Annotated in this window: 16 protein-coding genes; 7 read left to right on the top strand and 9 right to left on the bottom strand. The window is 47.2% G+C overall.

Features of this window, described 5'->3' with window-relative positions:
* Positions 1 to 488: 488 nt before the first annotated feature.
* A complete protein-coding gene (locus KD145_RS03400; RefSeq protein WP_212004505.1) occupies positions 489 to 1,112 on the bottom strand; it encodes a response regulator transcription factor in 624 nt (207 codons plus the stop codon).
* Positions 1,113 to 1,686: 574 nt separating this feature from the next.
* Here KD145_RS03400 and KD145_RS32435 point away from each other — a divergent pair.
* Both KD145_RS32435 and katG read left to right on the top strand, forming a co-directional pair.
* Entirely contained in the window at positions 1,687 to 1,812 is a 126-nt protein-coding gene (locus KD145_RS32435; RefSeq protein ID WP_256441261.1) for a hypothetical protein, read from the top strand.
* A gap of 630 nt (positions 1,813 to 2,442) precedes the next feature.
* Complete coding sequence (katG, locus tag KD145_RS03405) at positions 2,443 to 4,722, top strand: catalase/peroxidase HPI (protein ID WP_212004506.1); 2,280 nt, start codon at positions 2,443 to 2,445, stop codon at positions 4,720 to 4,722.
* 133 nt (positions 4,723 to 4,855) lie between these two features.
* Here katG and KD145_RS03410 read toward each other — a convergent pair whose 3' ends face one another.
* The gene (locus KD145_RS03410; RefSeq protein WP_212004507.1) at positions 4,856 to 6,070 is read right to left on the bottom strand and encodes a family 16 glycosylhydrolase; all 1,215 of its coding nucleotides are present in this window, start codon (positions 6,068 to 6,070) and stop codon (positions 4,856 to 4,858) included.
* A 110-nt stretch (positions 6,071 to 6,180) separates the two neighbouring features.
* Positions 6,181 to 6,747, bottom strand: coding sequence for a DUF4256 domain-containing protein (locus KD145_RS03415; RefSeq protein ID WP_212004508.1), 567 nt, complete (start codon positions 6,745 to 6,747; stop codon positions 6,181 to 6,183).
* Positions 6,748 to 7,056: 309 nt separating this feature from the next.
* Here KD145_RS03415 and KD145_RS03420 point away from each other — a divergent pair, with 309 nt between their 5' ends.
* Genes KD145_RS03420 through KD145_RS03440 form a run of 5 tightly spaced genes read left to right on the top strand, consistent with a single transcriptional unit; the run spans position 7,057 to position 14,843 of the window.
* On the top strand, positions 7,057 to 8,553 hold the full coding sequence (locus tag KD145_RS03420) for a ferritin-like protein (protein WP_212004509.1): 1,497 nt from the start codon (positions 7,057 to 7,059) through the stop codon (positions 8,551 to 8,553).
* Between the two features lie 24 nt (positions 8,554 to 8,577).
* Entirely contained in the window at positions 8,578 to 10,977 is a 2,400-nt protein-coding gene (locus KD145_RS03425) for a hypothetical protein (protein WP_212004510.1), read from the top strand.
* Complete coding sequence (locus KD145_RS03430) at positions 10,974 to 12,359, top strand: radical SAM/SPASM domain-containing protein (RefSeq protein WP_249219728.1); 1,386 nt, start codon at positions 10,974 to 10,976, stop codon at positions 12,357 to 12,359. Before KD145_RS03425 ends, KD145_RS03430 begins: the two co-directional genes overlap by 4 nt.
* 16 nt (positions 12,360 to 12,375) lie before the next feature.
* Positions 12,376 to 13,830 (top strand): NAD(P)/FAD-dependent oxidoreductase, encoded by a 1,455-nt coding sequence (locus tag KD145_RS03435; protein WP_212004511.1) that lies wholly within the window; start codon positions 12,376 to 12,378, stop codon positions 13,828 to 13,830.
* A gap of 56 nt (positions 13,831 to 13,886) precedes the next feature.
* Complete coding sequence (locus tag KD145_RS03440; RefSeq protein WP_212004512.1) at positions 13,887 to 14,843, top strand: hypothetical protein; 957 nt, start codon at positions 13,887 to 13,889, stop codon at positions 14,841 to 14,843.
* Positions 14,844 to 14,856: 13 nt separating this feature from the next.
* Here the strand turns inward: KD145_RS03440 and KD145_RS03445 are convergent, their stop codons facing one another.
* From KD145_RS03445 to KD145_RS03470, 6 genes are all read right to left on the bottom strand, one after another.
* Positions 14,857 to 16,185 carry an HlyD family secretion protein gene (locus tag KD145_RS03445; RefSeq protein WP_212004513.1) on the bottom strand — a complete coding sequence of 443 codons (1,329 nt, stop codon included), beginning with the start codon at positions 16,183 to 16,185 and terminating at the stop codon, positions 14,857 to 14,859.
* A 24-nt stretch (positions 16,186 to 16,209) separates the two neighbouring features.
* Positions 16,210 to 18,402 carry a peptidase domain-containing ABC transporter gene (locus KD145_RS03450; protein WP_212004514.1) on the bottom strand — a complete coding sequence of 731 codons (2,193 nt, stop codon included), beginning with the start codon at positions 18,400 to 18,402 and terminating at the stop codon, positions 16,210 to 16,212.
* On the bottom strand, positions 18,389 to 19,990 hold the full coding sequence (locus tag KD145_RS03455) for a vitamin K epoxide reductase family protein (protein ID WP_212004515.1): 1,602 nt from the start codon (positions 19,988 to 19,990) through the stop codon (positions 18,389 to 18,391). The genes KD145_RS03450 and KD145_RS03455 overlap by 14 nt, the downstream gene beginning before the upstream one ends.
* Positions 19,991 to 19,995: 5 nt before the next feature.
* Positions 19,996 to 21,420: a TlpA disulfide reductase family protein gene (locus KD145_RS03460; protein ID WP_212004516.1), complete on the bottom strand. Its 1,425-nt coding sequence runs from the start codon at positions 21,418 to 21,420 to the stop codon at positions 19,996 to 19,998.
* 85 nt (positions 21,421 to 21,505) lie between these two features.
* The gene (locus KD145_RS03465) at positions 21,506 to 21,748 is read right to left on the bottom strand and encodes a hypothetical protein (RefSeq protein ID WP_212004517.1); all 243 of its coding nucleotides are present in this window, start codon (positions 21,746 to 21,748) and stop codon (positions 21,506 to 21,508) included.
* Positions 21,749 to 22,229: 481 nt separating this feature from the next.
* Positions 22,230 to 23,774 (bottom strand): S8 family serine peptidase, encoded by a 1,545-nt coding sequence (locus KD145_RS03470; protein WP_212004518.1) that lies wholly within the window; start codon positions 23,772 to 23,774, stop codon positions 22,230 to 22,232.
* Positions 23,775 to 24,016: the final 242 nt, after the last annotated feature.

A 24,016-nucleotide genomic window follows, 5' to 3' on the forward strand; every position in this document is an offset into this window, starting at 1 on the left:
ATACAGGAAGGACAGAATATTCGGATAGAATTTTGTTGTTAATGCAATAGGATTCCCGCCGGGACAGCCATTAATGCTGAAACCGTGAGCATGTTTCCAAATACGGGAATGACCTGCGGGAAGGGTTTATGCAGTACTCTAAGCGTATTTATTTGTTGACATAAGAAAATATTTTGGATAGTTAATTTATACGGGTTTCCTCACGCTATCACTATCATGGGCGGAGTAGACAATGATAAGGGTTCCTTAATTGTTCATATAATGGTCAAATATGATGATAATAATCGAGGCATGTTGTTATTATCATTCAAATACTGGGTTTCTATTCTCTGCACCCATCCGGGATAATATTTTGTGACCGCTGTAATTTTACAATAAGGCTTGTTGAATTATTCAGGATTTAAAAACGATTACAAAAGTATACAAGCTTAGTATAAAGGACAATCCCCAAATCAGGTGTTTTTCACACCCCTGAAATTAGGGGGTATCTACATCAGACTATTTTCAGTGGCAATTTTTATGACAGCCGCCATACTGTTGACTTTGAACTTCTCCATGATTTTCTTCCGGTGCCCGTCCACCGTATAGGTGCTGATGAACAGCTGCGAGGCGATTTCCTGTGAGGTATTCCCCTGCCCTATCAGTGACAGCACCTCTTTCTCGCGCCGGGTGAGATGAGGCAGCTGCAGGACCACTTCAGAGCTTTTATTATTGAGCACCTTCTGGGTGCCGGTGCAGAAATAAATACCGCCATCGTGAACTTTTCTGATAGCATCCGGTATCTCTTCCATAGGAGTATTTTTCAGTATATATCCACTGGCTCCATTCCCGACTGCAGACAATATGATATTTCTGTCGTTGCTGTTGCTCAGCACTACAATACTTACCTGGTTATACGTTTTTCTGATATCTCCGCAGAGCACTATCCCATTGATATCGGGAAGATTAATATCGAGCAGGATGATATCCGGCTGAAATTCACGCAGGGCCTGCAAAGTATCTTTCCCGGATGAGACCTGTTTTTCCAGTACCACATCCGGTTCATTCAAGAGCAGGTTCTTCAAACCTTCCAGTACAATAGGATGATCATCGACAGTAATAATTCGAATCATAAATTTATCATATTAAACTTCCCCGGTTATATCCGTCCTTTTTTGTGCGGCAGAACGGGTGGAGGCCATTATTTTAATTTACCAGGCAGTGAAAACTCCGGGTTAACATCAGTACTGCAGCATGGCTGCATTCAACATTATGTCGCGGGATAGCTGTATAGCATGAGGTAACGGCAAACATCCATCACCTGGGGGTACTTCTCTCTTTTCTTCCCAATCAAACAATAGCATGTATTTCCACACATTGTCCAAGTTTTCATAGTAATAACAAAAGGGTTCTCTCAATTCCCCGCCGGCATCACCGGAGAGGTGTTTGTTTCAATATACTATCATTCCTTTAACCGTGTTAACACAGGAGCTTCCATGCTACTGCATTTCTTCCGCCGGAGACAGATGGTGGAATGGGGTAACGCGACTCCAGGCTGGCTTCCACGGTGCCAGGGATTATTAAAACATCCCCGGCCAGGTCAACAACTTATGCTTCAGTAAAATACTGCATTCATATTTTGCGGCCTAAAATTAGTAATTCTATTTCTTTTCAAGCTGCACCCGGACAAAAAATATTCATTTTTTTTTGCGTACTGTATTACGTGCAAGCATCACCGTTACCCGCGGTGCTATTACGCTGCAGCTGCCTGCACAGGAATATAACGGCCGCCCCTGCTACTATAATTCAGCAGCAATAAATTACTGCAATTAAGTGGACCTTCTCACTGCAAAGTTTGCTATCCTTCCGGAAAAAAGACGCTAAACAAAGACACCTGTTAGCAATGCAAACGATCACCAATTGAAATGAAAAATATGGATGGGAATGATAACTGAGATACCGGATTACCGGCATCCCTACCGCAAAACACGCCTGTGTTTGATTAACTATCCCTTAAAACAAATAGCAGCACACAAACCTGAACTTTTTAGTATATTGTGAAGAGGACCCAAAGGACATGGAATTTAAACAGTAGCGCATGTGTGTGGGGAGAAGATTCCATCCTTCAATAATAGCAATGGGAGATCAGACTGGCCCTATTGGCCGGCCTGCTTCGATACCCACAAATGAATATACCCTTCCAAAGTGGCTTACAAGCATTAATTTATTTCAGATAAAACGGACCGACTCAATGCTGTAATACCGGCTATATATTATAACAACACCGCATCGGCAGAACAATTTCCCCGGAATCGCAGTCCGGATGAATTACACAAAAATAGGTTTTAACTATTAAATTATAGAATCTATTGATTATGACTATATCTTCAATATCCTAATTTTATGGCCTGCACAATACCAGGTGCAAAGCATGAGTTCATTCCGTACCCAAAACTTTTAAAAATGGAAAAAGAATTAAAAGACATCAGTAAATGCCCGTTTCATAATGGCAGCATGAAGAACAACGTTGGCGGTGGCGGCACCAGAAACCGTGACTGGTGGCCTAATCAGTTAAAGCTCAGTATCCTGCGCCAAAACTCGTCCTTATCCAACCCGATGGGTGAAGATTTTAACTATGCCGAAGCTTTTAAAAGTCTGGACCTGGAAGCTGTGAAAAAGGATCTTCATGCGCTCATGACCGACTCACAGGAATGGTGGCCGGCCGATTTCGGGCATTATGGCCCCTTGTTTATCCGCATGGCATGGCATAGTGCGGGCACCTATCGTGTAGGTGATGGCCGCGGTGGAGCCGGCGCAGGTCAACAACGTTTTGCGCCGATTAACAGCTGGCCCGATAACGTCAGCCTCGACAAAGCCCGCAGACTGCTCTGGCCTATCAAACAAAAATATGGCCGTAAAATATCCTGGGCGGATTTGCTGATCCTCACCGGTAACATAGCCCTGGAGTCCATGGGCTTCAAAACATTTGGCTTTGCCGGCGGACGTGAAGATGTATGGGAAGCAGATGAAGCAGTATACTGGGGTGCAGAAACCACCTGGCTGGGCGGTGACCTGCGTTATGCCCATGGTTCGCCCGGTGTGGAAGAAAACCACGGCGTACTGGTATCAGACGAAAAAACCGATGGCGACATACACTCCCGCAACCTCGAAAAACCACTGGCTGCCGTACAGATGGGGCTTATCTATGTAAACCCCGAAGGCCCCGATGGCAATCCCGACCCCATTGCAGCCGCTAAAGACATCCGCGATACTTTTGGCCGCATGGCCATGAATGATGAAGAAACCGTAGCACTGATAGCAGGCGGGCACAGCTTTGGTAAAACCCATGGCGCCGCACCAGCTACCAACGTAGGCAAGGAACCAGAAGCAGCCGGACTGGAAATGCAGGGCCTGGGCTGGCAAAACAGCTATGGTACCGGTAAAGGTGCAGACACCATCACCAGCGGTCTGGAAGTAATATGGACCAAAACGCCCACCCAATGGAGCCACGACTTCTTCGAAAATCTGTTCCGCTATGAATGGCAGCTTACCAAAAGCCCCGCAGGCGCACACCAATGGGTAGCCAAAAACGCAGAAAATATTATTCCTGATGCATATGATGGTGCTAAAAAACATTTGCCCACCATGCTCACCACCGATCTCTCTTTAAGACTTGATCCGGTTTATGAAAAAATATCCAGACGTTTTCTGGAACATCCTGATGAATTTGCAGATGCTTTTGCCCGGGCATGGTTTAAACTAACACACCGCGACATGGGCCCCCGTGCACGTTATCTGGGCCCGGATGTACCACAGGAAGAACTGCTCTGGCAAGACCCTATCCCGGCAGTGGACCATCAATTAATAGATGAAAATGATATTGCAGCACTGAAAGCAAAAGTGCTGGCCTCCGGATTAAGCGTATCTGAACTGATATCTACCGCATGGGCTTCCGCCTCCACCTTCCGCGGTTCCGATAAGCGCGGTGGTGCCAATGGCGCCCGCATTCGCCTTGCTCCTCAGAAATACTGGCAGGTAAACAATCCGCCACAGTTGCAGAAAGTATTGGATAAACTGGAAAATATCCAGAAAGAATTTAATGCTGCGCAGTCAAATGGTAAAAAAGTTTCGCTGGCAGACCTGATCGTACTGGCCGGTAGCGCAGGTGTTGAAAAAGCAGCGAAAGACGGAGGTCATGCCATCACTGTTCCTTTTGCACCCGGCCGCATGGACGCTTCGCAGGAACAAACCGATGTTGAGTCTATCGGTTATCTGGAACCGCTGGCCGATGGTTTCCGCAACTACCGCAAAGCAAAATATCCTGTATCCACCGAAGCGTTGCTGATAGACAAAGCGCAGCTGCTCACACTCACAGCACCTGAATTAACAGTACTGATAGGTGGTATGCGTGTATTAAACACCAACTTTGATGGTTCTCAATACGGCGTTTTCACCTCCCGTCCGGGCCAGCTCACCAACGATTTCTTTGTAAACCTGCTCGACATGAACACTGCCTGGAAAGCCACTTCCGAAGACAGGGAACTGTATGAAGGCAGCGACCGCAATACCGGTAAAACAAAATGGACAGGCACCCGCGCAGATCTTGTATTTGGCTCCAATGCAGAACTGAGAGCCCTTGCAGAAGTATATGGCAGTGGAGATGCTCAGGGTAAATTTGTGAAAGACTTTGTTGCAGCCTGGAATAAAGTGATGAACCTGGACAGGTTTGACCTGGCTCAATAATAATATTCATCTATCATCAAAAATAGCCTCCGGTAACGGGGGCTTCTTTATGCTGTTTACCCAGATCTTCCTCGTAAAAACAAAACAGCAGGTACCCGGAGATACCTGCTGCACATCACCCATGTCTTGAAAATCAGTAACGGAAGGCTTCCCAGCCCGATATGGTGGCCCTGTTGCAGGTCATGGGCTGTGTCCCGTTCTCACTGGAAACATAGAGTCCATTATTACCGCGCAGGGAGAAAGAACCATCCGCATTCACGACCCAGTCGAATTTCTCCCAGTCGCCCACACTGGTACGGTTACACGTAATCGGGTTCTGACCGTTTTCGGAGGACACATATTTCCCCATGCTCTTCAGGGCTACTTTTCCACCGCCGGCATCTTCTATCGCAAATTGTTCCCAGGCCTGTGCAACGGCACGGTTACAAGTCATAGCCTGGGTACCGTTTTCGCCGCTCACATAGGCGTTATTAAATCCTTTCAGGGAAATGGTGGAACCGATGGGAGCACCACCACCGCTATTGGACATGGAATACACTCTTACATAATCCACGTACATACTGGCCGGCAGTTTGCTTTCGTCAATGGTCTGTCCCGGGAAGTCACCGCCCACAGCGAGGTTGAGGATAATAAAGAAGGGATTGTGAAATGCACCGGTATTATTGATACCATTGAGGATATTGGCAACATGGTACTGGTTACCGTCCACAAACCAGCGGATAGAACTGGCATCCCACTCTACCGCATATACGTGATAATCGGTGATGCTGGTAGTGGTGGTGCCGCCGTAAGATGCATGGCCATTGGAAAACCAGTGTATGGTCCCGTAAATGGTGTTGCTGGTATTGACCTGTTCCATAATATCGATTTCACCACATTGGGGCCAGCCTACAGAGCCGATATTATTGCCCAGCATCCAGAAGGCGGGCCATAGTCCCTGCCCGGAAGCCAGTTTGATACGTGCCTCTATACGTCCGTATTTAGTGGTAAAGCGACCGGCCGTATTGAGCCTTGCCGAGGTGTACGGCCATCCGTTCACGGATTGTTTACGGGCCGTAATTACCAGATTACCATTGCTGACCGTGGCATTGGCAGCCTGGTAATACTCTTTTTCGTTGTTACTGGTGTTAGGTCCTGTTTCGAACTGCCATTTACTCCCGTCTACACCGCTGCCATTAAATTCATCAGACCAGACCAGCTGGTAGGATACGGCGGCAGCCACCTGTGCAGCGGCAGCCTTGCTATCAATGGGCTGCAGGGTGTTACTTTCTTTTACTTCTTTTTTGCAGGAGGATAATGCGGCTAACAAAAACGCGCCAACGTGGAATACTAAAAATTTTGTTTTCATGGAATTTGCAATTATTATGATAAATGAGGGGTGATGTCGTAGGGTGCTACATATATCCTCAATATCCGTAATAATTCCTGTAACCACTCCACAGTTAGTGCCAGCATATATCAAACTTTCAGCAGGCCGCGAAAGCCCCTGACAGCATAATAGGAAGACGCACCGTTGTGATATACAAAGACGTGATTGTAACGACGGTCGGCAAAGAGCGCACCATCCAGTTTTCTGATATCCGCAGGTGTTTGTATCCAGCTCGATGTTTTCGTATCAAAATTGCCCAGTTGCTGTAACTCCCGGTACTGTTCTTCCGATAAAATGGTTATGCCCATGGCAGCTGCCATATCCATGGCACTGTTTTCCGGCTTATGGGTTTTTCTGGCATCCAGGGCTTCCCGGTCGAAACAAACATTCCGTCGGTCTTTAGGCGTTTCTGCCGAACAATCACAAAAATGGTATTCACCAGTCTTTTTATCATAACCAATAACATCCGGCTCACCGCCTGTTCTTTCCATCTCATGGAGAGAACACAGCTTTCCGGCATTGGCTTCCAGCTTTTCCTGCACGGCAGCCCATTCAAGCCCTTTATGACGGTTCATGTTTTTCTCAAAACGGGTTTTCAGGTTACTAAGCAGCTCTTTCTGTTGCGCTGAAGACAACTTCATTTTATTGCTATTCATACCGTCTGAATTTTATCGCTGTTAAACTTCCTAAAGTTAAAAATTACAATCCATTAAAGCCAATTTAATATACATAAAAAATATAATAAACCAACAAACAGTAAAGAATCCTAACTATAACCCATACACTGACAAAATAATTTTTCTAATCTAACAAAAATGAATTTATTTTATCCGCAATGAATGTATCCAACAGGAATACATTTGTTATATTCACCCAGGCACGCTCAAAATATCCTCTGAACAACAACTCCTCCGGTAATTCCAATCATTTACCATATCCATCAATAAAAATTAATCCTCCACAACATGCAACGTAACTACGAACGTTTCCTTGGCCCGATTTTCAAACAGGCCCGCAAACTGGACCAGCGGGCAGTATTACCCAGACTCGAAAACATTATCGGAGGCAAAGAAGGTCTCCAGACATTCCTACAAGAAGAACCACCACCAGAAGATTCCCACATCGTTATTCCGCCGGAGTTCAACGGGAAAGACTATTTTACCTTTCTGCTGCATATAGACGCAGAGATTGAACACGGACTCATGATCCAATACCTGTATGCGGCCTATAGTCTTGGTGGGCCACAGGTCCCGACAGACCAGAGAGACACCGTCAGCAGATGGCAGGAAATTATACTGGGCATTGCAAAGGAAGAAATGGGACATTTTGTATCGGTACAGAATGTGCTCAAGCTAATCGGAGCACCGCTCCACTTCGAAAGGCAGGACTATCCATGGGATACACCATTTTATCCCTTCCCCTTTAAACTGGAACCGCTCACGCTTAAGTCCCTCGCCAAATATGTATATGCGGAAGCTCCGGACTCCTTCCTCCAAGATACAGACCCTATAGCCCAGGAGATCATTCAATCCGTTCTGCAAGATGATCCCCACCCCAATACCGTGGGTGCATTATTCCACGTATTGCTGCAGCTGATACAGGACCCAAAGGTTATCAGCGATGAAGTGTTCCAGGCCAACACCTATCCATTCCAGGCCAAATTTGATGAATGGGGCCGGGGTTATGAGGGAGGCGCGAGAGGCAATGCACGTCATGGCAGTCCCACCGGCAGCCCCGATGTACTGGTGATGCCCCTCGCCAGCAGAGATGACGCCTATAATGCACTCAATGCTATTGCTGAACAAGGGGAAGACACCACCAATTCCGGCAATGATCCGTCGCACTTTACCCGGTTTTATAATATCTACAAAGAGATGCGGGAATTGCTCAAGGAACACCCGGAGCTGGAGCCGTCCAGGAATGTGGCCATCAATCCATGCATTGGTGACGATGAGCAGGACCCCGGCTCCTCTCCTTCCGAAGGGCAGACCAGTGATGAAGAAAGGGATGTCATCACCAATCCCGCCGCACAGCAATGGGGACATCTGTTTAATCTCCGTTATCGTATGCTGCTCAACTTCCTCACGCATAGTTTTGTACTGGCAGATGGGTTGAACATAGCAGGAGCAGTAACCCCCAGAGGTCTGATCATCAATTCCACCTTCGGTGAGATGTATAACCTGCGCAGCATTGCCTCCGAAATGGTGAAGCTACCGCTTAAAACCGGCATGGGCACTAAACTGGCGGGACCACCCTTCCTGATCCCCTACACACTGGAGCTGCCTACCGGTGAGCATAACCGCTGGCGTACCCATGCAGATCTGCTCCAGGCTTCGGCCAAACTGATCGAAGACATGCTGTCCAACACCGAAATAAGCCACCAGCGCTATCTTCATTCGTTAAAAGAAGCAGATGACAAACTGCTGCAGATCATCCAGGACATGCTCGCAGTAAATGCATAATCTTTTACCTCAAAATTCTACAACATGAAAATCACCGATATCAGAATATTACCTCCGTTTGCCATCGCCAGGCTGGGATCTGCTGCTGTTCCTCAGGCACCGTATGATCTGAAAATACCTGCCGACCAGCCACTCGGATTCCGCGAAATGATACCCGGGCCTGCTTATATGGTAGATCCTTCCACTGGAAAAATTAGTCTGAATGATACGAAAGAAATCATCTTCAAGGATGTCACAGACATCAACAACAAAAGTGGAAGAATCCGTCCGGTGGCGCCCTTTCTGGATGTTTTTGCCATTACTGACCAGGACCCGAATGTACTCCAGCCATTGACCACCACCCTGCTGGACCAGGCAGGCATTTCGATGGACAACATCGGCTGGACCATAAAACTGGGCAACCTTAAGATCCAGCGCAGAACGGGCCATGGCGATGATGCCATTTCTGCAGAAGTAACGATAAAAGGACGGGATTTTACCCCTAAACCGGTAGAAGGGCATTGTAAAAATTTCCTCCCCAATATGGTACTTCCGCTTGGCACTGTTCAATTCATTCAGCCTACCGCCGAATTCCCGCAGATAAGGTTGCGTTATACGCCCGGACCCGGGAAAGTGTATGGCTGTTCCAGAGACAGCATCAAGGCCGAAGGACAGCTCCCTACTCATGATCCCAATATCACCGATGATTCACAGGTGATATATGATCCCACAAAACCCTGGGCCACCTATAAAGAAGGGCCTGCATTCAATCCCACCTACACCATGCCTGCACAGATATTCGCAGGCTATTCCGACAAAGACGGCAATCAGTGTAGCTGGGGATATATAGATGACGAATGCGACGGACTGGTAAAACTGGACATCGTGACTCCGGGCGGACTTGTTGAAGCGCAGGCTAAAATATGTGCCGGCCCTCCTGCCTTTGCACCAGACATACTGCCGGTCCGCACCATCACCGATGAACTGGAGCAGGTACTGATGGGCAAAGACAGAAATGACAATGTGCCTATAGAAGAAGCGGAAGAAATTGTTCGCCGTGCGCTCGAATCCATCGTACTGATGAATACCAGCGTGATGAACGGAAACCCCATCAATGGCAGGTGGAATGTGGCCAGCACTATGGTACGCCAGGACACCAATGACCTGGGACGGCTATACGAACCCATCATGGCAAACTCCCTGGTGGACAATCTCGCACTCCGCACCCTGCACGAACGCGTGTTTAATGGCTTAAGCACCGGCATGGCCGCCTGGTTTGCCGATGCCCTGCGCAGACCAGACAAAATAGGCGATCTGTCTGATAAGGAAAGACGCAAAATGCCCGGACTTATGCGTGGCGCCGACGGACGTGCACTCACGCTCACCTGGCGTATGATCAACACCGTTATACAGGCTGCCGCCAATGCCCTCTTTTCAGACAATACCAGCGACCCTAAAGCGCCCTCCGGTAGCTCTATTAACAAGGATAATTTCCACGCGCAACTGAACTATCGCTCACCCGGCAATCCTTACAGCGTCATCCCACGATCTGCGATCTCCAACTGCTTCCCCGGACTGGAATCGGATTTCAGAAATATATGGGTTAATATTTTCAGCGGTCTGGTGCTGAGTGAAAATGATAATTATGTTATCAGCGGAAAAACCCACGAAGGTAATATAGATGTCTCCGGACGCAGGCTGGTAGGCATTAACGGGAAACCCACCATGGTAAAAGGAGAAGGTCCCGTATTTCCCGGTGGTGACAATGTGCCGCTTGTTACTGTCGACAATCCCAATGGTGCCGTATTCATGGAATGGTCTAACCTGATCGCTTCTCTTGGCATAAAGCAGGGAGATATTGTCAATCTTCAATTTACCCCGGAACCGGCCTGGCATCCTGTTCTCGTAACGGAAGACGAGTTAAAGAAAGACACACAAAAGTACCCGGTATATACAGCCCAGATGGCTAAAGTCTTTACCAGCCCCAAAGAGCAAGGCGCCGAAATCGATCCTTACCTCATCCTCAATCCGGGCGAACTTACCCGCAGTCTTTGTTCTCCCTGGCAGAACGATTACCGCGAATGCGCCTGTTACTACTGGGCTGCCACCCGTCCCGACTATGTGAATGTAGAACCGGGAGAAAACGGCCTCAGTAAAGGCGATATGTGGCTGGCGAAACGTCGTACAGGCGAATACGTGCCTGACAACCGGGTTGATACCAGACTGTTGTCTTATAATGATTTGTTCCAGAACTGGGAGGGTGAGCTCAACTTCATTGTCAAAGGGAAAGATGCGCTTACCAGTAGCGGTGCAACAGTGGTTGCCGGTCCTCCAATCTCAATGGACTTCGGTGTGGATGGAAAAATGGATGTAGGAACGATTGGGAAAGATGCAGTCATCGCCAGTGAAGCGACCGCGATTAACAACCCTCAAAAGACCTTATGATGTCTGTCACTACTTCCATGTTAGACCATTCTTCTTTAAACACGATCGCCGCTCAGCTGGCGTCACAGATAGCCAGGCAGTCAATGCCTGGCTCTTCTCTGATACATATCATTTCCGGCGGGGATAAAACACAGCTGCTGGTTACCAATGGCAGCCGCCTACACAAAATTACCACGGAAACGGAGCTACGCTTTAAACAGCTCATCGAACAGCAGGATGAAGCAGCCATACAGCGGGAGCTCGCATCAATGGGCATTGATACCACACCGCTGATTGATGATGTGCCCTTGAAAAGTCCGGATGTACATGCACTTTCACTGGCCATTGCCCAAAAGTGTAATATGGGTTGCACCTATTGTTATGCCGACCAGGGCGACTTTGGTGGCCCGGCCAAAAACATGCAGCTGGAAACAGCCCTACAATCCATCGATCTGCTGCTGAAAGACCGTGTGGCCGGAGATAAAGTCCAGGTCACCTTTCTGGGCGGAGAGCCACTGATCAACCGCAGGTCGCTGCGGGAAGCCACCGTTTATGCTGCGGAAGCAGCTGCCCGGAAAAACGTACAGGTCGGCTTCTCCCTCACCACCAACGGCACCCTGCTCAAACCCGATGATGCCCTCTTTTTTGAAGAACATGGCTTTGCCGTAACGGTCAGCCTCGATGGTATCGGTGAGCAGCACGACAAACAACGTCCGATGAAAAACGGTGCCGGCACCTATGAGCAGATCATAGAGAGGATACAACCCCTGCTGGCCCTCCAGAAGCGCATGCAGGTATCTGCCAGGGTAACGGTAACGCCTGCGCAGCACCAGCTTACGGATATGCTGATGGCATTCGTTAATATGGGTTTTCACAGCGTAGGGTTTTCGCCGCTGCTTCGCTCCTCCAACGGCCGCGATGAAATGACCGGAAAGGATCTTGAAAAGATGCTGGAAGAGATGATTGCCTGCGGACTGCTTTTTGAACAACACATTATCCAGAACAAACGTTTTCCATTTCTCAACATGGTGAACGCTTTGAAGGAAATTGCCAAAGGCACGCACCGTCCTTATCCCTGTGGGGCCGGAGCCGGATACATGGGTGTATCCGCCGACGGAGGACTGTTTGCCTGTCACCGTTTTGTTAACGAGGAAGCCGGGAGCATGGGCAATATTCACGATGGTATAGATGCAGCCCTTCAAAACAACTGGCTGGCATCAAGGCATGTACACCAGCAGTCACCCTGCAACAGCTGCTGGGCTAAATACCTGTGTGGTGGCGGCTGTCATCATGAGGTGCTGGAAAAAGGCCGGCACGCCTGCAATTATATACGGGGATGGTTACACTACACCATCCAGGCCCACGAAAGAATATCCCGGATGGCCCCTCAGTGGTATCGTTAAAAGCCATTTTACCTGCATGCACACCTACGACATACTCATTCTCGGCGCAGGTCCTGCGGGCACCTGCGCCGCCTTACGTTTGCTTTCAATGGGATATCGTGTAGCCATGGTAGAGAGTGAAACATTCCCCCGGCCGCAGATAGGGGAATCACTTTCTCCCGGCATCCGCAATATTTTTGATTACCTGGACGCCGCACCACTACTGCAACAGGAGCATTGTTTGCACCAGCTCCCTGCACAAATCATCTGGAACAAACCGGAAGCAGATATACAGGTCCGCGGCCACGGGTTGATGGTAGACCGTGGACACCTCGACAAAGCGCTGCTCGACCTCGCCGTAACCCGGGGGCTCATTTTATTTCAACCTGCCCGGTACGAAAGCAGCACCTACCAGGGAAACACCTGGCAGGTCACCATCCGGCACCTGAAGGGCGTACAAAACATTTCCGCACTATTCCTATTGGATGCCCGTGGCAGAAAAGGCATCCGGCTACAACAGCGCCTGCTTACCGCTCCCCCTACGCTGGCTATGTGGGCCTACACCAGCGCTGATATTATGCCCGCTGCCACCTGCGTGGAAGCGGTGCCCCATGGCTGGTTATGGGGCTCTCCCCTGCACAACGGCCGCTATAGAATCCTGGCCTTTGCCGATCCGCAATGGGTCCGGCAACAAACCGCTACACAGGCTTATCACCAGTTACTGGATAAAACCCGGCTGTTTCAATCTGCTCTTGATAAAGGCATACTATCATCCCTACAAACCTGTAATGTTTTCAGCTACATACACCAGCAACCCTGGCTGCAAAACCGTATACAGCTGGGAGAAGCAGCCTTTGCCATCGATCCCCTCTCTTCTACCGGCGTAGAGAAAGCCATGCGTCTTTCCATGCAGGCAGCTATTTCCATCAATACCATTCTGAAAAAAGGAACCACCGAACTGGCACAGGAATTTTATGAAAGCCGATTAATAACAGCAGCCGTTAATCATACCAGATGGACAACACAGTACTATGCAGAAGCATGGCCCGGTCCAACTTATCCCTTCTGGAAATCAAGAGCTGCCATGCCTGTTTTAAAACAACCGATCACCCACTTCGCCGCTCAACTCGAAACATCGATGGCACAACACCATCATCCCCCTGTATCATCTCCCGAACAAAAAACAGTTGCTCCTGAAGTGCTGGCCTATTTATGGCATAAAAAAATGCATCTCTCCCCTGCCATCTCCTACAAACAAACACCCTGCGTAATCGATAACTGTGTAGAGCTAAAAACAGCCATACATCATCCTAATCTGGAACAGGAAATCGCTTTCCTGGGCAACAATGACATCCTTCCGCTCCTCCAGGTGGCGAAAGAGACCGACAATTTCGGGCAGTTGGTGTTAAGATGGAAACAGATGGTCCCTCCCGAATTAGCCGCCCAAATGGTGGTATTACTCTGGGAGAAACAGATTCTCTGCGAGGATTGAGGCTTCCGGCTATTCATTTTCATATATTTGCCCCATTATTAGTAACATTTATACCTATGCGATATTTTTTCCTTTGCCTATCCCTACTGTTGCTACAACATGTTGCCAAAGCACAACTGCTATATCCTTACAAGGATACCACCTACAACTTCTCCATTGGTATTCCTGAAAAATGGCAGTATTGGGCTAAACCAGATAGCCCTATTGTAAAATTTATGGTCTATGATATGAGTATGGACGATTCCGGCATGCGGGTTCACAATAATTTCAATATCAGTGTTATTAATCATCCGGGACTGGGTGTGGATAGTGCCTTTATCTATATGGCGTATGCTACCGCTAAAAACCGTCTTCAAGCACTGGATACCGGAAGTTATGTAGTAGATGGGAAAAAGATGCTGTGGCTGGATGATGCACATCTGGGAGTGACTATGAAAGACACACTCTGTGCAAGCTACTTTGTTGTCTATAGCAATAACAAAGTATACCTCATTACCTGCTCTACCACCCCACTGCGTTTTTCGGAATCAAGAGAACTATTTCACAGGGTCGCGCAAACATTTAAAACTGACCTACCTGCCCCCCAGGAAGTATTGCAAATAGACTTTCCCAAGAACAGGGTATGGCAAATAAACATGGAAACTGACGATTCCACTATGCATCTCAGACAGGTTTTACCAGTCGATGAAACACCGGATCAATGGACGATGGCCATTTCATCTATTGCGATAAAAAACCCTAAACAGGAAAGCATGGAAAATTTCCTAACCCAATACCAAACGCAAATCGCAAAGGAATCCAAAGGCGCTAAATTCACCCTTCTGGAAAAAACCGCGCAGCATTTGCTATTCAAAATAGAAAACACGGGAGCTGAATCCAGTCTATCCTATCTGGTCCGGGGAACTTCCAGGCTGCATCAGGTCATCCTCAGCATTAAACAAGAGACCTTACCAGCTGAGACTACCAAACAATGGACTGAAATCTTTAAGAAGGCAAAACCAGTGATGGAGTAGATAACAACACTTGTTACCGCTTCACCTTATCTATCAGACGGTAATAGAAGCGGTCTATCAGCCGCATAGGACGGGTTATGATCTCCGCATTGGCCACCAGGCCATCCCGGTAAATGACAGGCTTGTTGTAGTTGGTGATCAGCCCCGATGGCAGCGCCACCTTAGCCAGGTAGCCGCTATCAGTAGGAATATGGGAAACAAACACCAGCTTTCCTTTTACAATCCCATATTCCTCAAATGGGTAGGAAGGGAATTTCAACAGCACATCCGCATTAGCGCTGACTTTACCAAAATTCATCTGAGGTATGAACATTTCTGCATAGTAGCTGCTATTGCCGGTGCTGATGAAACAAATGTTATCTCCTGCTTTCAGCTGTTGATTTTCCTGGAGGAAGTTGCTGAAAGTTACACGCCCTGCAATAGGTGCAACCAGCAGGAATTTTTTCTGCCAGTCGTCCAGGGCGCTTTTCAGTGTTTGTACGGCCTGTTCAAAGGTGATGCGTTGCTGGGACATATCATGGTCCAGCTGCGACAGCTCCTTCTGTTTGTCTCTTTGCTGGTTCTGATTAATCAGCAGGGATGTTTGCAGCTGAGGAATAGCCTGTTGTTTGAGCAGCAGCTTACTTTCCTGCTGACGGAACTCTTCGCGGGAGATCACTTTCTGATCAAATAGTGACTGGCTCATTTTGTAGGTTTCTTCCGCCAGCCGGGCATCGTTATGTATCAGCTGCGACTGGCCCTGCAAAGTTTGATGCACATTTTCCAGCACATGCAGATCATTTTCCAGCATAGCTTTTTTACGGGAGTAGAAGTTATTAACCAGGTAATCGTTGAACAGTTCCCGGGCGGTGACAAACTGCTGGTAGGCCGCCTGTAGCTCGCCGAGGTGCAGATATGGCTGGTCCAGCAGGCGGGCAACAGTATCCGTGCGGCCAGCTGTCAATAAAACGATGCTACGTTCCAGCCTTTCTGACAATGCAGTTACCTCTTGCGGAGAAGCAATAGACTCCATATAACCCAGCATCTGCCCGGCTTGTACCTGCTGTCCTTCGCTCACATACAGTTTTTGCAGCTTGCCATCGGTTTTAGCAATAATGTTTTTAGGGGCATTCAGACAAGTGAGTTTTGCATGGGCATTCACGGTATCCGGATACTGGATCATCCAGCAGACAAACAATAACAGTAACAGCAGTACGAAAAAAATGGTAATGCCCCATCGCACCAGGAAATCAGGGCGATGGGAAACAATATCAGAAATAGCATCAGAGCGGATAGCCTGCTGCTCTTTCCAGCAGGCAGTTTTATCTGTCAGTGAGCCGTTATCAGAAATGCGCATTGGCATAACAAGATGTTTTGAAATCAGGAATTAGTTGCCCAGCTCCAACTGGTTTTTCACCAGCTGATAATAATGCCCTTTAGTAGCTGAAAGCTGTTGATGGGTACCGGTTTCCACAATCATACCTTCATGCATTACTATAATATTATCCGCATTTTTCACCGTGCTAAGCCGGTGGGCAATCACCACTACTGTTCTGCCTACAAAGAACTGTTGCAGGTTTTCCATAATAGCCTTTTCGTTGTTGGCATCCAGTGCATTGGTGGCTTCATCCAGGAAAAGATAAGAAGGGTCACGGTATATCGCACGTGCAATCAGTATGCGTTGCCGTTGTCCGGCGCTGATACCGTTACCTTCAGCACCGATGCGGGTATTGAAGCCCAGCGGCATACCTTCTATGAAGTGCAGGATGTTAGCCACTTTACAGGCATGGATAAGGCGGTCGTAGTTCGGCGATTGTTCACTTAAAGCAATATTACGGGCGATGCTGTCACTGAAGATATATCCCTCCTGCATTACACTGGCGCATTGATGCTGCCAGTAAGACGGACTGATAGCGCGTAAATGTGTTTCTCCGATTTTGATCTCTCCCTGGTAATGTTCATAAAAACGCAGTAACAATTTAAATAACGTGGTTTTGCCGCTTCCGCTGGCACCCACGACCGCCGTTACTTTCCCTTGTGGTATTACCAGTTCTATATCGTTCAGTACCGGTTCATTGCCGGCACCGGCATAGGTAAATGACAGGCCAGAAATGCGGATCGGCTGCTGACTGGCAGGATAATGTAACAGCTGTTTACCATCCGGCTCTTCATCTTCCAGCTGATGAATTTCGTTGAGCCTTTCCAGTGATATCCTGGCATCCTGTGCCTGTTGCACAAAACCTACCAGCTGGTCTATCGGACTATTCAGCTGCCCGATGATATATTGTACCGCCAACATGGCACCCAGCGTAAGCTGACCGTCCAGCACGGCTTTAGCCACTACAAACGTGATGAGAATATTTTTTCCTTCATTGAAGAAGATAGCTCCTGACTGCTGTATCTGACTCAACGAAAGACCCTTGAAGCCTAACTTGAACAGTACCGCCTGCAGCCCTTCCCATTCCCAGCGGAACAACCTGCCGGCGCCATTTAACTTAATCTCCTGCATACCCTGAATGAGTTGCATGGTAGAAGAGTTTTCTCTGGATGCGGCGCCAAAACGCTGGTAATCCAGCCTGCGCCTGTATTTGAGAAATATCCATATCCAAAGGAAATATAAAACACTACCGGCCGTAAATATCAGAAACACCGGTATATAATAAGTCAGCAGCACCACTGAAAAGATCAGCAGATTAAATAAAGAGAACAAAGTATTGAGGGTGCTGCCGGTCAGAAACTGTTGTATACGCTGATGATCCCCTATACGTTGAAGGATATCACCGGTTTGTTTGGTATCAAAAAAATTCAGTGGCAGCTTCAGCAACTTGATCCAGAAATCCGACAGGATGGTAACATTGATATGTGTACTCACAAACAGTAACAACCTGCTACGGATAAACTCCACCAGGGTACGGCTGGCCAGCAGTACAAACTGGGCTATCGCAATGATGTAAATAAAATGCAGATTATGGGTATTGATACCGGTATCCACAATACTCTGTGTAAGGAAAGGAAATATCAGCTGAAGCAGGCTGGTAACAAATACCGACAACATCAACTGAAAAAGATATCTTTTGTAATTCCACAAGTATTTATACAGTATTCCCCAACCTATGCGGTCATCTTTGTCGTTCTCCTGCTGATAAAATTCAATCGTCGGTTCCAGCAGCAATGCAATGCCCGTTCTTTCGTTACCCTCTTCTCCGGCGAGCCATTTGGATTCAAAAAACGCCCGTGGCACCTTACGTATGCCTGCCTCCGGGTCTGCCACCACAATGTAACGGTTGCTCACTTTGGGAGTAACTACCACAAAATGGTTCTGCCCCCAATGAATAATGCAGGGCAACCGGGCTTCCCTGATCAGCTGTTCGTAAGTGATTTTTGTGCCCACACATTTGAAGCCCACCCTTTCTGCAGCCTCGGCTATGCCCAGCAGCGATACACCATCTATCGCAAAGGATGCATATTCCCGCAGCTTGTTGATGGAGATACTTTTACCATAATGGGCAGCAATCATCTTCAGGCAGGTAGGCCCGCAATCCATCATATCCAATTGCCTGTACCACTTAAATCCTGCCATGTTCCTTTACCTGGGAGATGTTTATAAAATGTTTGATATCTGCCAGCGTATATTCTGACAAATACAAATGATTGTTGAAGAAAAGCGCCGGTGTATGGGTGATCTCATTTTCATCACACCAGGCCCGGTGCGCTTCAAAAGTGCCCATCACACTTTCATCTATCTTCACGTCGGTATATTTTTCCAGCCATGCCTTTGGATTATTTACGCCGCTCTCATACCAGTCAGCCATCGCCATCTCACATTCCCGGCTGCCAAGCTGCTGTGAAATACCGATCAGTTTCTGAATGATCTCGTTTTTCGGATCATTGGAATTATAGGAGGCTGTATAGATAGCTGTAAATTTCAGTTTGCTCCTGCACTCATCCACCAGTGGGCTCAACAGCTTATGCATCTCAGAACAGGGCTTACAAAACGGATTGGATACAAACGTTATTTCAAAGGAGGCCTCCGGATTACCAAATATAATCTTGTCACTCTCCGCCATCTCTTCAATCTTACGTTGCTGTTCCAGCAGCGTATAAAAGATGTTATCATCCTTCTTAAACTGGTTGATATCGCGCTGTAATTTTTTAATCTGCTGGGCACTTTGGATCAATGGTTTCAGGATAACCCAAAGGGAGCCCATCACCAGCAATATGGCCAATAATACATATGGCGCCGGATTATTTTCAAGAACCCGAATGCTTCCGACCTGTAACAATACCGGCAAGGTGGCAAAAAATTCCAGCCACAGGATAACCTGTACAGATAAACACAGCTTGCACCACGTTTTTTTCCGGTATTGATAGATGATGGAATAGAAAGTATAGGGTAATGCACAGACATTAAAAACCGCGAGTGTGAGCAGCGTACTGCTGGTACTGCCGCCAATACTTAATGTCAGCCATGTAGCAAGGAAATAAAAGAATCCTATTTCGCTCCACGACAGCCGCCCTTTGAATATTTTAGCACCTTCGGACCCGAGTATATCCTGACAGCCGTTGCCGGAAGCAGAGCTGCACAAACGGTTAATAAACGGATTGTTCATATTAAAAGACTGTATCAGCAACAACGACGTTACCGCCAGGCCTGCCACTTTCAACAGGAATAACATTCCTCCGCTGAAAGATACAGGCGAAGACAGGAACCAAAAAGAAAAAACAGCCAGCAATAATTCCAGCGATATTGCCTGCAATAGCCGCTGTTGGCGGATTTTAGCCTTAGTCCTTACAAAATCAGGTTCGCCGGAATATCTGGTCTTCTGCCCTACCAGCACTACCCCGCTATATTGCATAAAAAACAATTCCAGGCTGGTGGTGACGATGCGGTCCTTTTCATTCAGATAAGTAACTGATTGATCATCCAGTTGTGTGACCAGGCAATAGTCGCCTTCTGAGGAGGCCGTTTTAGCAATGAAGGGAGCCGGTACCTTGGTGAAATTATCCTTCCCGATGGCAACGCCGGCATTCTCTATATTAAAATGGTCAAACAGGTCGCTGATACTGAGTAAACTCGGGTGATAGGGATGTGTAGAAAAAAAACTATCTACTGTTTCTTTATTATAGTCAATAGCCAGATGGTCAAGATACGTCGTTACTATTTTCATGTGATCTATTTTAAGAGCTTGTCTAACTGCGCTATGAGGGCTTTATCACCGGGTCTTGGCGCATTGGCGGATAGTATTTTTCCATCAGGCCCCAGCAGGAGATACCGGGGGATACTGGTAACACGATAGGTCTTTGCAAACCCCGAAGCAAAGTTACCTCCCAGCAGGTAAGAGTTATCAGCCTGCATGAAAGCGGTGAAACTCCGGTTTATATTTTTCCAGCTACCTGCTTCTGTGTCCAGTGAAAAGTAAAGAAAGGTGATATTCTTTCCTTTGTACCGGCTGTTCAGCTTTTCTGAAAATTCCATTTCGTTCAGACAGGGCTGGCACCAGCTGGCCCAGAGGTCTATGTAGATGTACCGGCCTTTATGCTTGTCCAGTAAGTCTTTCAGCTGTATCTGTTGTTGTTGCAGATCAAGCAGTACGGAGGTTTCCGTTTGACTGATATCGCTAACGGATATACGATTATTGATGGCCTGCAAGTATTCTTCTGTATGGCATTTCTTTAAAAAATATGTAAGGAGCGTATCGTTTCTCAGGCGCTGATCCAGGTTATCACTGGCGATGGCAAAGAGTATTCTGTCTCTGGACCTTCCGGTAAAGGAGCTGTCTGCATTCTTCATTTTTTCCAGTCCGCTGCTTTTCCTCTTTAGTCGTATGGTAGTAAGGTATTGATTATAGAACCACAGGAAAGCCCTGTAGCTGTTGAGGCCAGCGAGTAATGAGTCGTTGAATACCGCAGGTTGTATGAACTGTTGTAGTCGTTTGTTTAATGATTCTCCGGTATATTCAAATCCGCGTACGGAATGATAGAGATAGCGATAGAAAAAATGATTTTTCAGGGTTTGCCGGAAGGGCTGACTGATCAGTTGATGTTGACAGAAGCTATCCAGTATCACCGATCTTTTTATATAAAAATCATACAGTAATGAGTCCCTTATATCGTTGTTGGCCGGTACTGGTGGCAGATGCTGACCGAATGTGGCGAAGTATTTTTTATCACTTGCTTCGTAATTTTTCCGGCGCATTTCATCGGGGAAAGGTATTCTGTCGGGAGCATCGAAATTATCAAATATAAAGCTGCCATAAGCTTTAAAAAGGCGATCGGTACAATCCAGTTCATTTTGTCTTTGCGGATTGTCGGACCGGATACGAAGTTGTCCTGCACTGCCGGAAACGAAGAGGCTGTCGCCTGGAAATAGCAACAGCGGGAAATGGCTGCCGGCTTCTTCATAAAATTCAGGCCGCAGCAGCGGATGTGAAGATGCCTGTGACCCGCTTTGGGTGAGCACAATATTATCTTTCATCAACAGGTCATCACTCTGTGAAAACCGGATATTGCCGGTGGTTTTGTACTGTATAACTGCCTTTTGCGCTGTAGCTGTTGAGTACAGCCATAGGCCTAAGGTCAGCAAAAAAATCGTCTTCACGAACATCATGGATAGTAGAAATTAAAATAAAACGGACCTGGAAAGGAAACTGCGTTTACGGACGCAGTTCCTGTAAGGCTGGATATTAGCATAATGTGTTGCAGGAAGAGCAGCACCAGCTAGCTCCGTCACTTCCCGGCTCCAACGCCATTTCGGTAGCTTTTTCTTTAGCTTCAGCCATAGTGAGGTTACCACCGCCGCAGCAGGAAGCTGGCCCGCAGGTATCAGCGCAGCCGGTGTTGTAATGGGCGCAACAGGTACCACCACCTTTAACATCGCGCATTTCTTTTTTGCTCAGCTGACGGCCGAGTTCAATTACTTTCAACATAATAATAAAGCAATTTTCGGGTAAAGCCTCATTAACCGCCTTAGGCAATAAAACGGCGTTTCCAGCTTTTTTGAATGGGTTGAGTGGAAGCATCCCATATTCGTAGCTACTGAATATCGTGGACTGTTGCAGAATCGGGAACACAACGACAATAGATGTATAATGGCAGTTTTATACTACTACGTCAGGGATAAATATCGGTCGACACAGGTCTTTGATAAAGGAGAAACGGGAAAATGCTTACAGCTGATTATTTTTTACAGTTAACATCAGTTTTTGGTTGACTATTTTGTATGCTCAGTTTGGCACAAATGCTCTTCTTAAAATCTAAACTAATAGTATTCTATATTAAATCCAAATATTTTTTTGGAGAGATAAGATGCGGATGAGATTTACCAAAACAGGTAAGGACGTACCCTTTACGGGTACGTCCGTTATTTACATTGTTCATTTCCATCAACAAATAATCAGGAACCGATGATTAGTTACCAACAGCCTGGGCAACATTTACATAGCCCCATCCCAGTTTGGAGTTCCTGTTGGGATAATTGCTGGCAGCACGTTTCATTCTCGCTACAATGCTGTCTTTCGGATAGCTGGGATATTTACTCCATACCAGTGCTGCAATACCTGCTGCGCTGGCAGTTGCCACAGAAGAACCACCTACTGTATTAGGACTATTACCGGTAGCGGTAGTCGTGAGGGGATTTCTGCGGGTACCATTTTTTTCCATGATAACGGTAAAGGCTACCTGTGTGCCGGTGTGGCAGTCTTCACAAGGCGTAGTAATACTTTCCGTAACACCCGTCACGGCCAGTACGGAAGGCAGGTAAGCAGGATATACTACACCCAGCAAAGCACCAAAAAAGGAGTTGGTAGTACCGGCAGCACAGAACAACAGTTTGCCCTTGTTGCTGGCATAATTCACGGCGTCTGTGATCTGGCCGGCTTCAAAGATAGTGCCCATGCTCATGCTGATGATCTTCACAGAGGCATTGTCGCCTCCCAACACATAAGCATCAGAAATACCCTGTGTTGATTCAGAAGACAAGATCACCACATTTTCCGCTGCATGAACCGTCAGCAGGTTACAGTTATAAGCAATACCTGCACTACTGCCATTCACCCCTCTGGGTGCTGCAATAACGCCTGCCATCTTGGTTCCGTGTCCACATACGTCTGCGGGTGTTCCTCCGGGATAGGTTGCAATTTTTTCTATGGTTCTACCGCTGGAAACACCCTGATTAAAAGCGCTGCCCAGGTTGGCCTGATCGGGGCTAACACCGGTATCTATCAGCATCACTTTTACATTGCTGCCGGTCGATTGGGTCCATGCCTGCGGAATACTGTGCAGTGCATAGTTCCAGGACTGCTTGGCACCCGGCGTAATATCGGCATAATCTACACCCGCTACCAGAGAGGTATTAGGCAGATTGGCATCACAACCGAAAGTCAACAGATTGGATTCCGTGAACGGACCTGACCGCCCCTTCGGCACCTGGCCATCATTCATGTATTTGGCGTAACTGGAAGGCTCGGCATAACGTACCAGTCCGGATGCACGCAATGCCCTTACTGTAGACAGACGGCTGGCTTTTACATAAAACACGGGCAGCCTGGAAGCCTCATAGGTAATGAGGGATTTGACACTTGCACCGGAAGTCTTTTCATTATCCAGGATCAGGTTTAAAACGTTTTGTCTCGCTGCGGTCCAGGATTCGCTGTGGATGTCTATTTTGTCGATAGTCGCTTCCAGGTTGCTTACTCCAGCCGCCTGGTAACCGACTGCCAAAACACTATCCCCCTGTACCAATGCGCTCCATAGCACATTATCGTCTACCATTTTCCAGTTGAAACGGCTATTCTGGCGGAGCTGTTCATTCACCAAAGCATTGATGGCAGATTTTGGCATTACTTCTTTCGGGTTTTCCTGGACACGGCCGGGATTCAAAGGCGTTTCCTGTCTGTTACAGGAAACAACAACAGCAACAAGAATACAGGCTGCAAATAAGTTGGAGATTTTCATGAATAACGTTTAAGGTAAACAAAGTTTTAAAATGAACAGAGGTTTTTCAATCATACTGTTGATGGAAATATTAATGCCAAGGAGGTTATTTGAATAGTACAGTTGGGCTTCACGCTTGGGTTACATCATTGACATTATTTAAGGGTATCAGGTTAGCAGAGGGAATACTATCATCTGAATAAATACTCCTATATACTTTATAGTAGTTCTAATTTAGTAAACATATTTAATCCGGGAAAAAA

The organism is Chitinophaga sp. HK235 (genome assembly GCF_018255755.1).
GTDB lineage: Bacteria > Bacteroidota > Bacteroidia > Chitinophagales > Chitinophagaceae > Chitinophaga.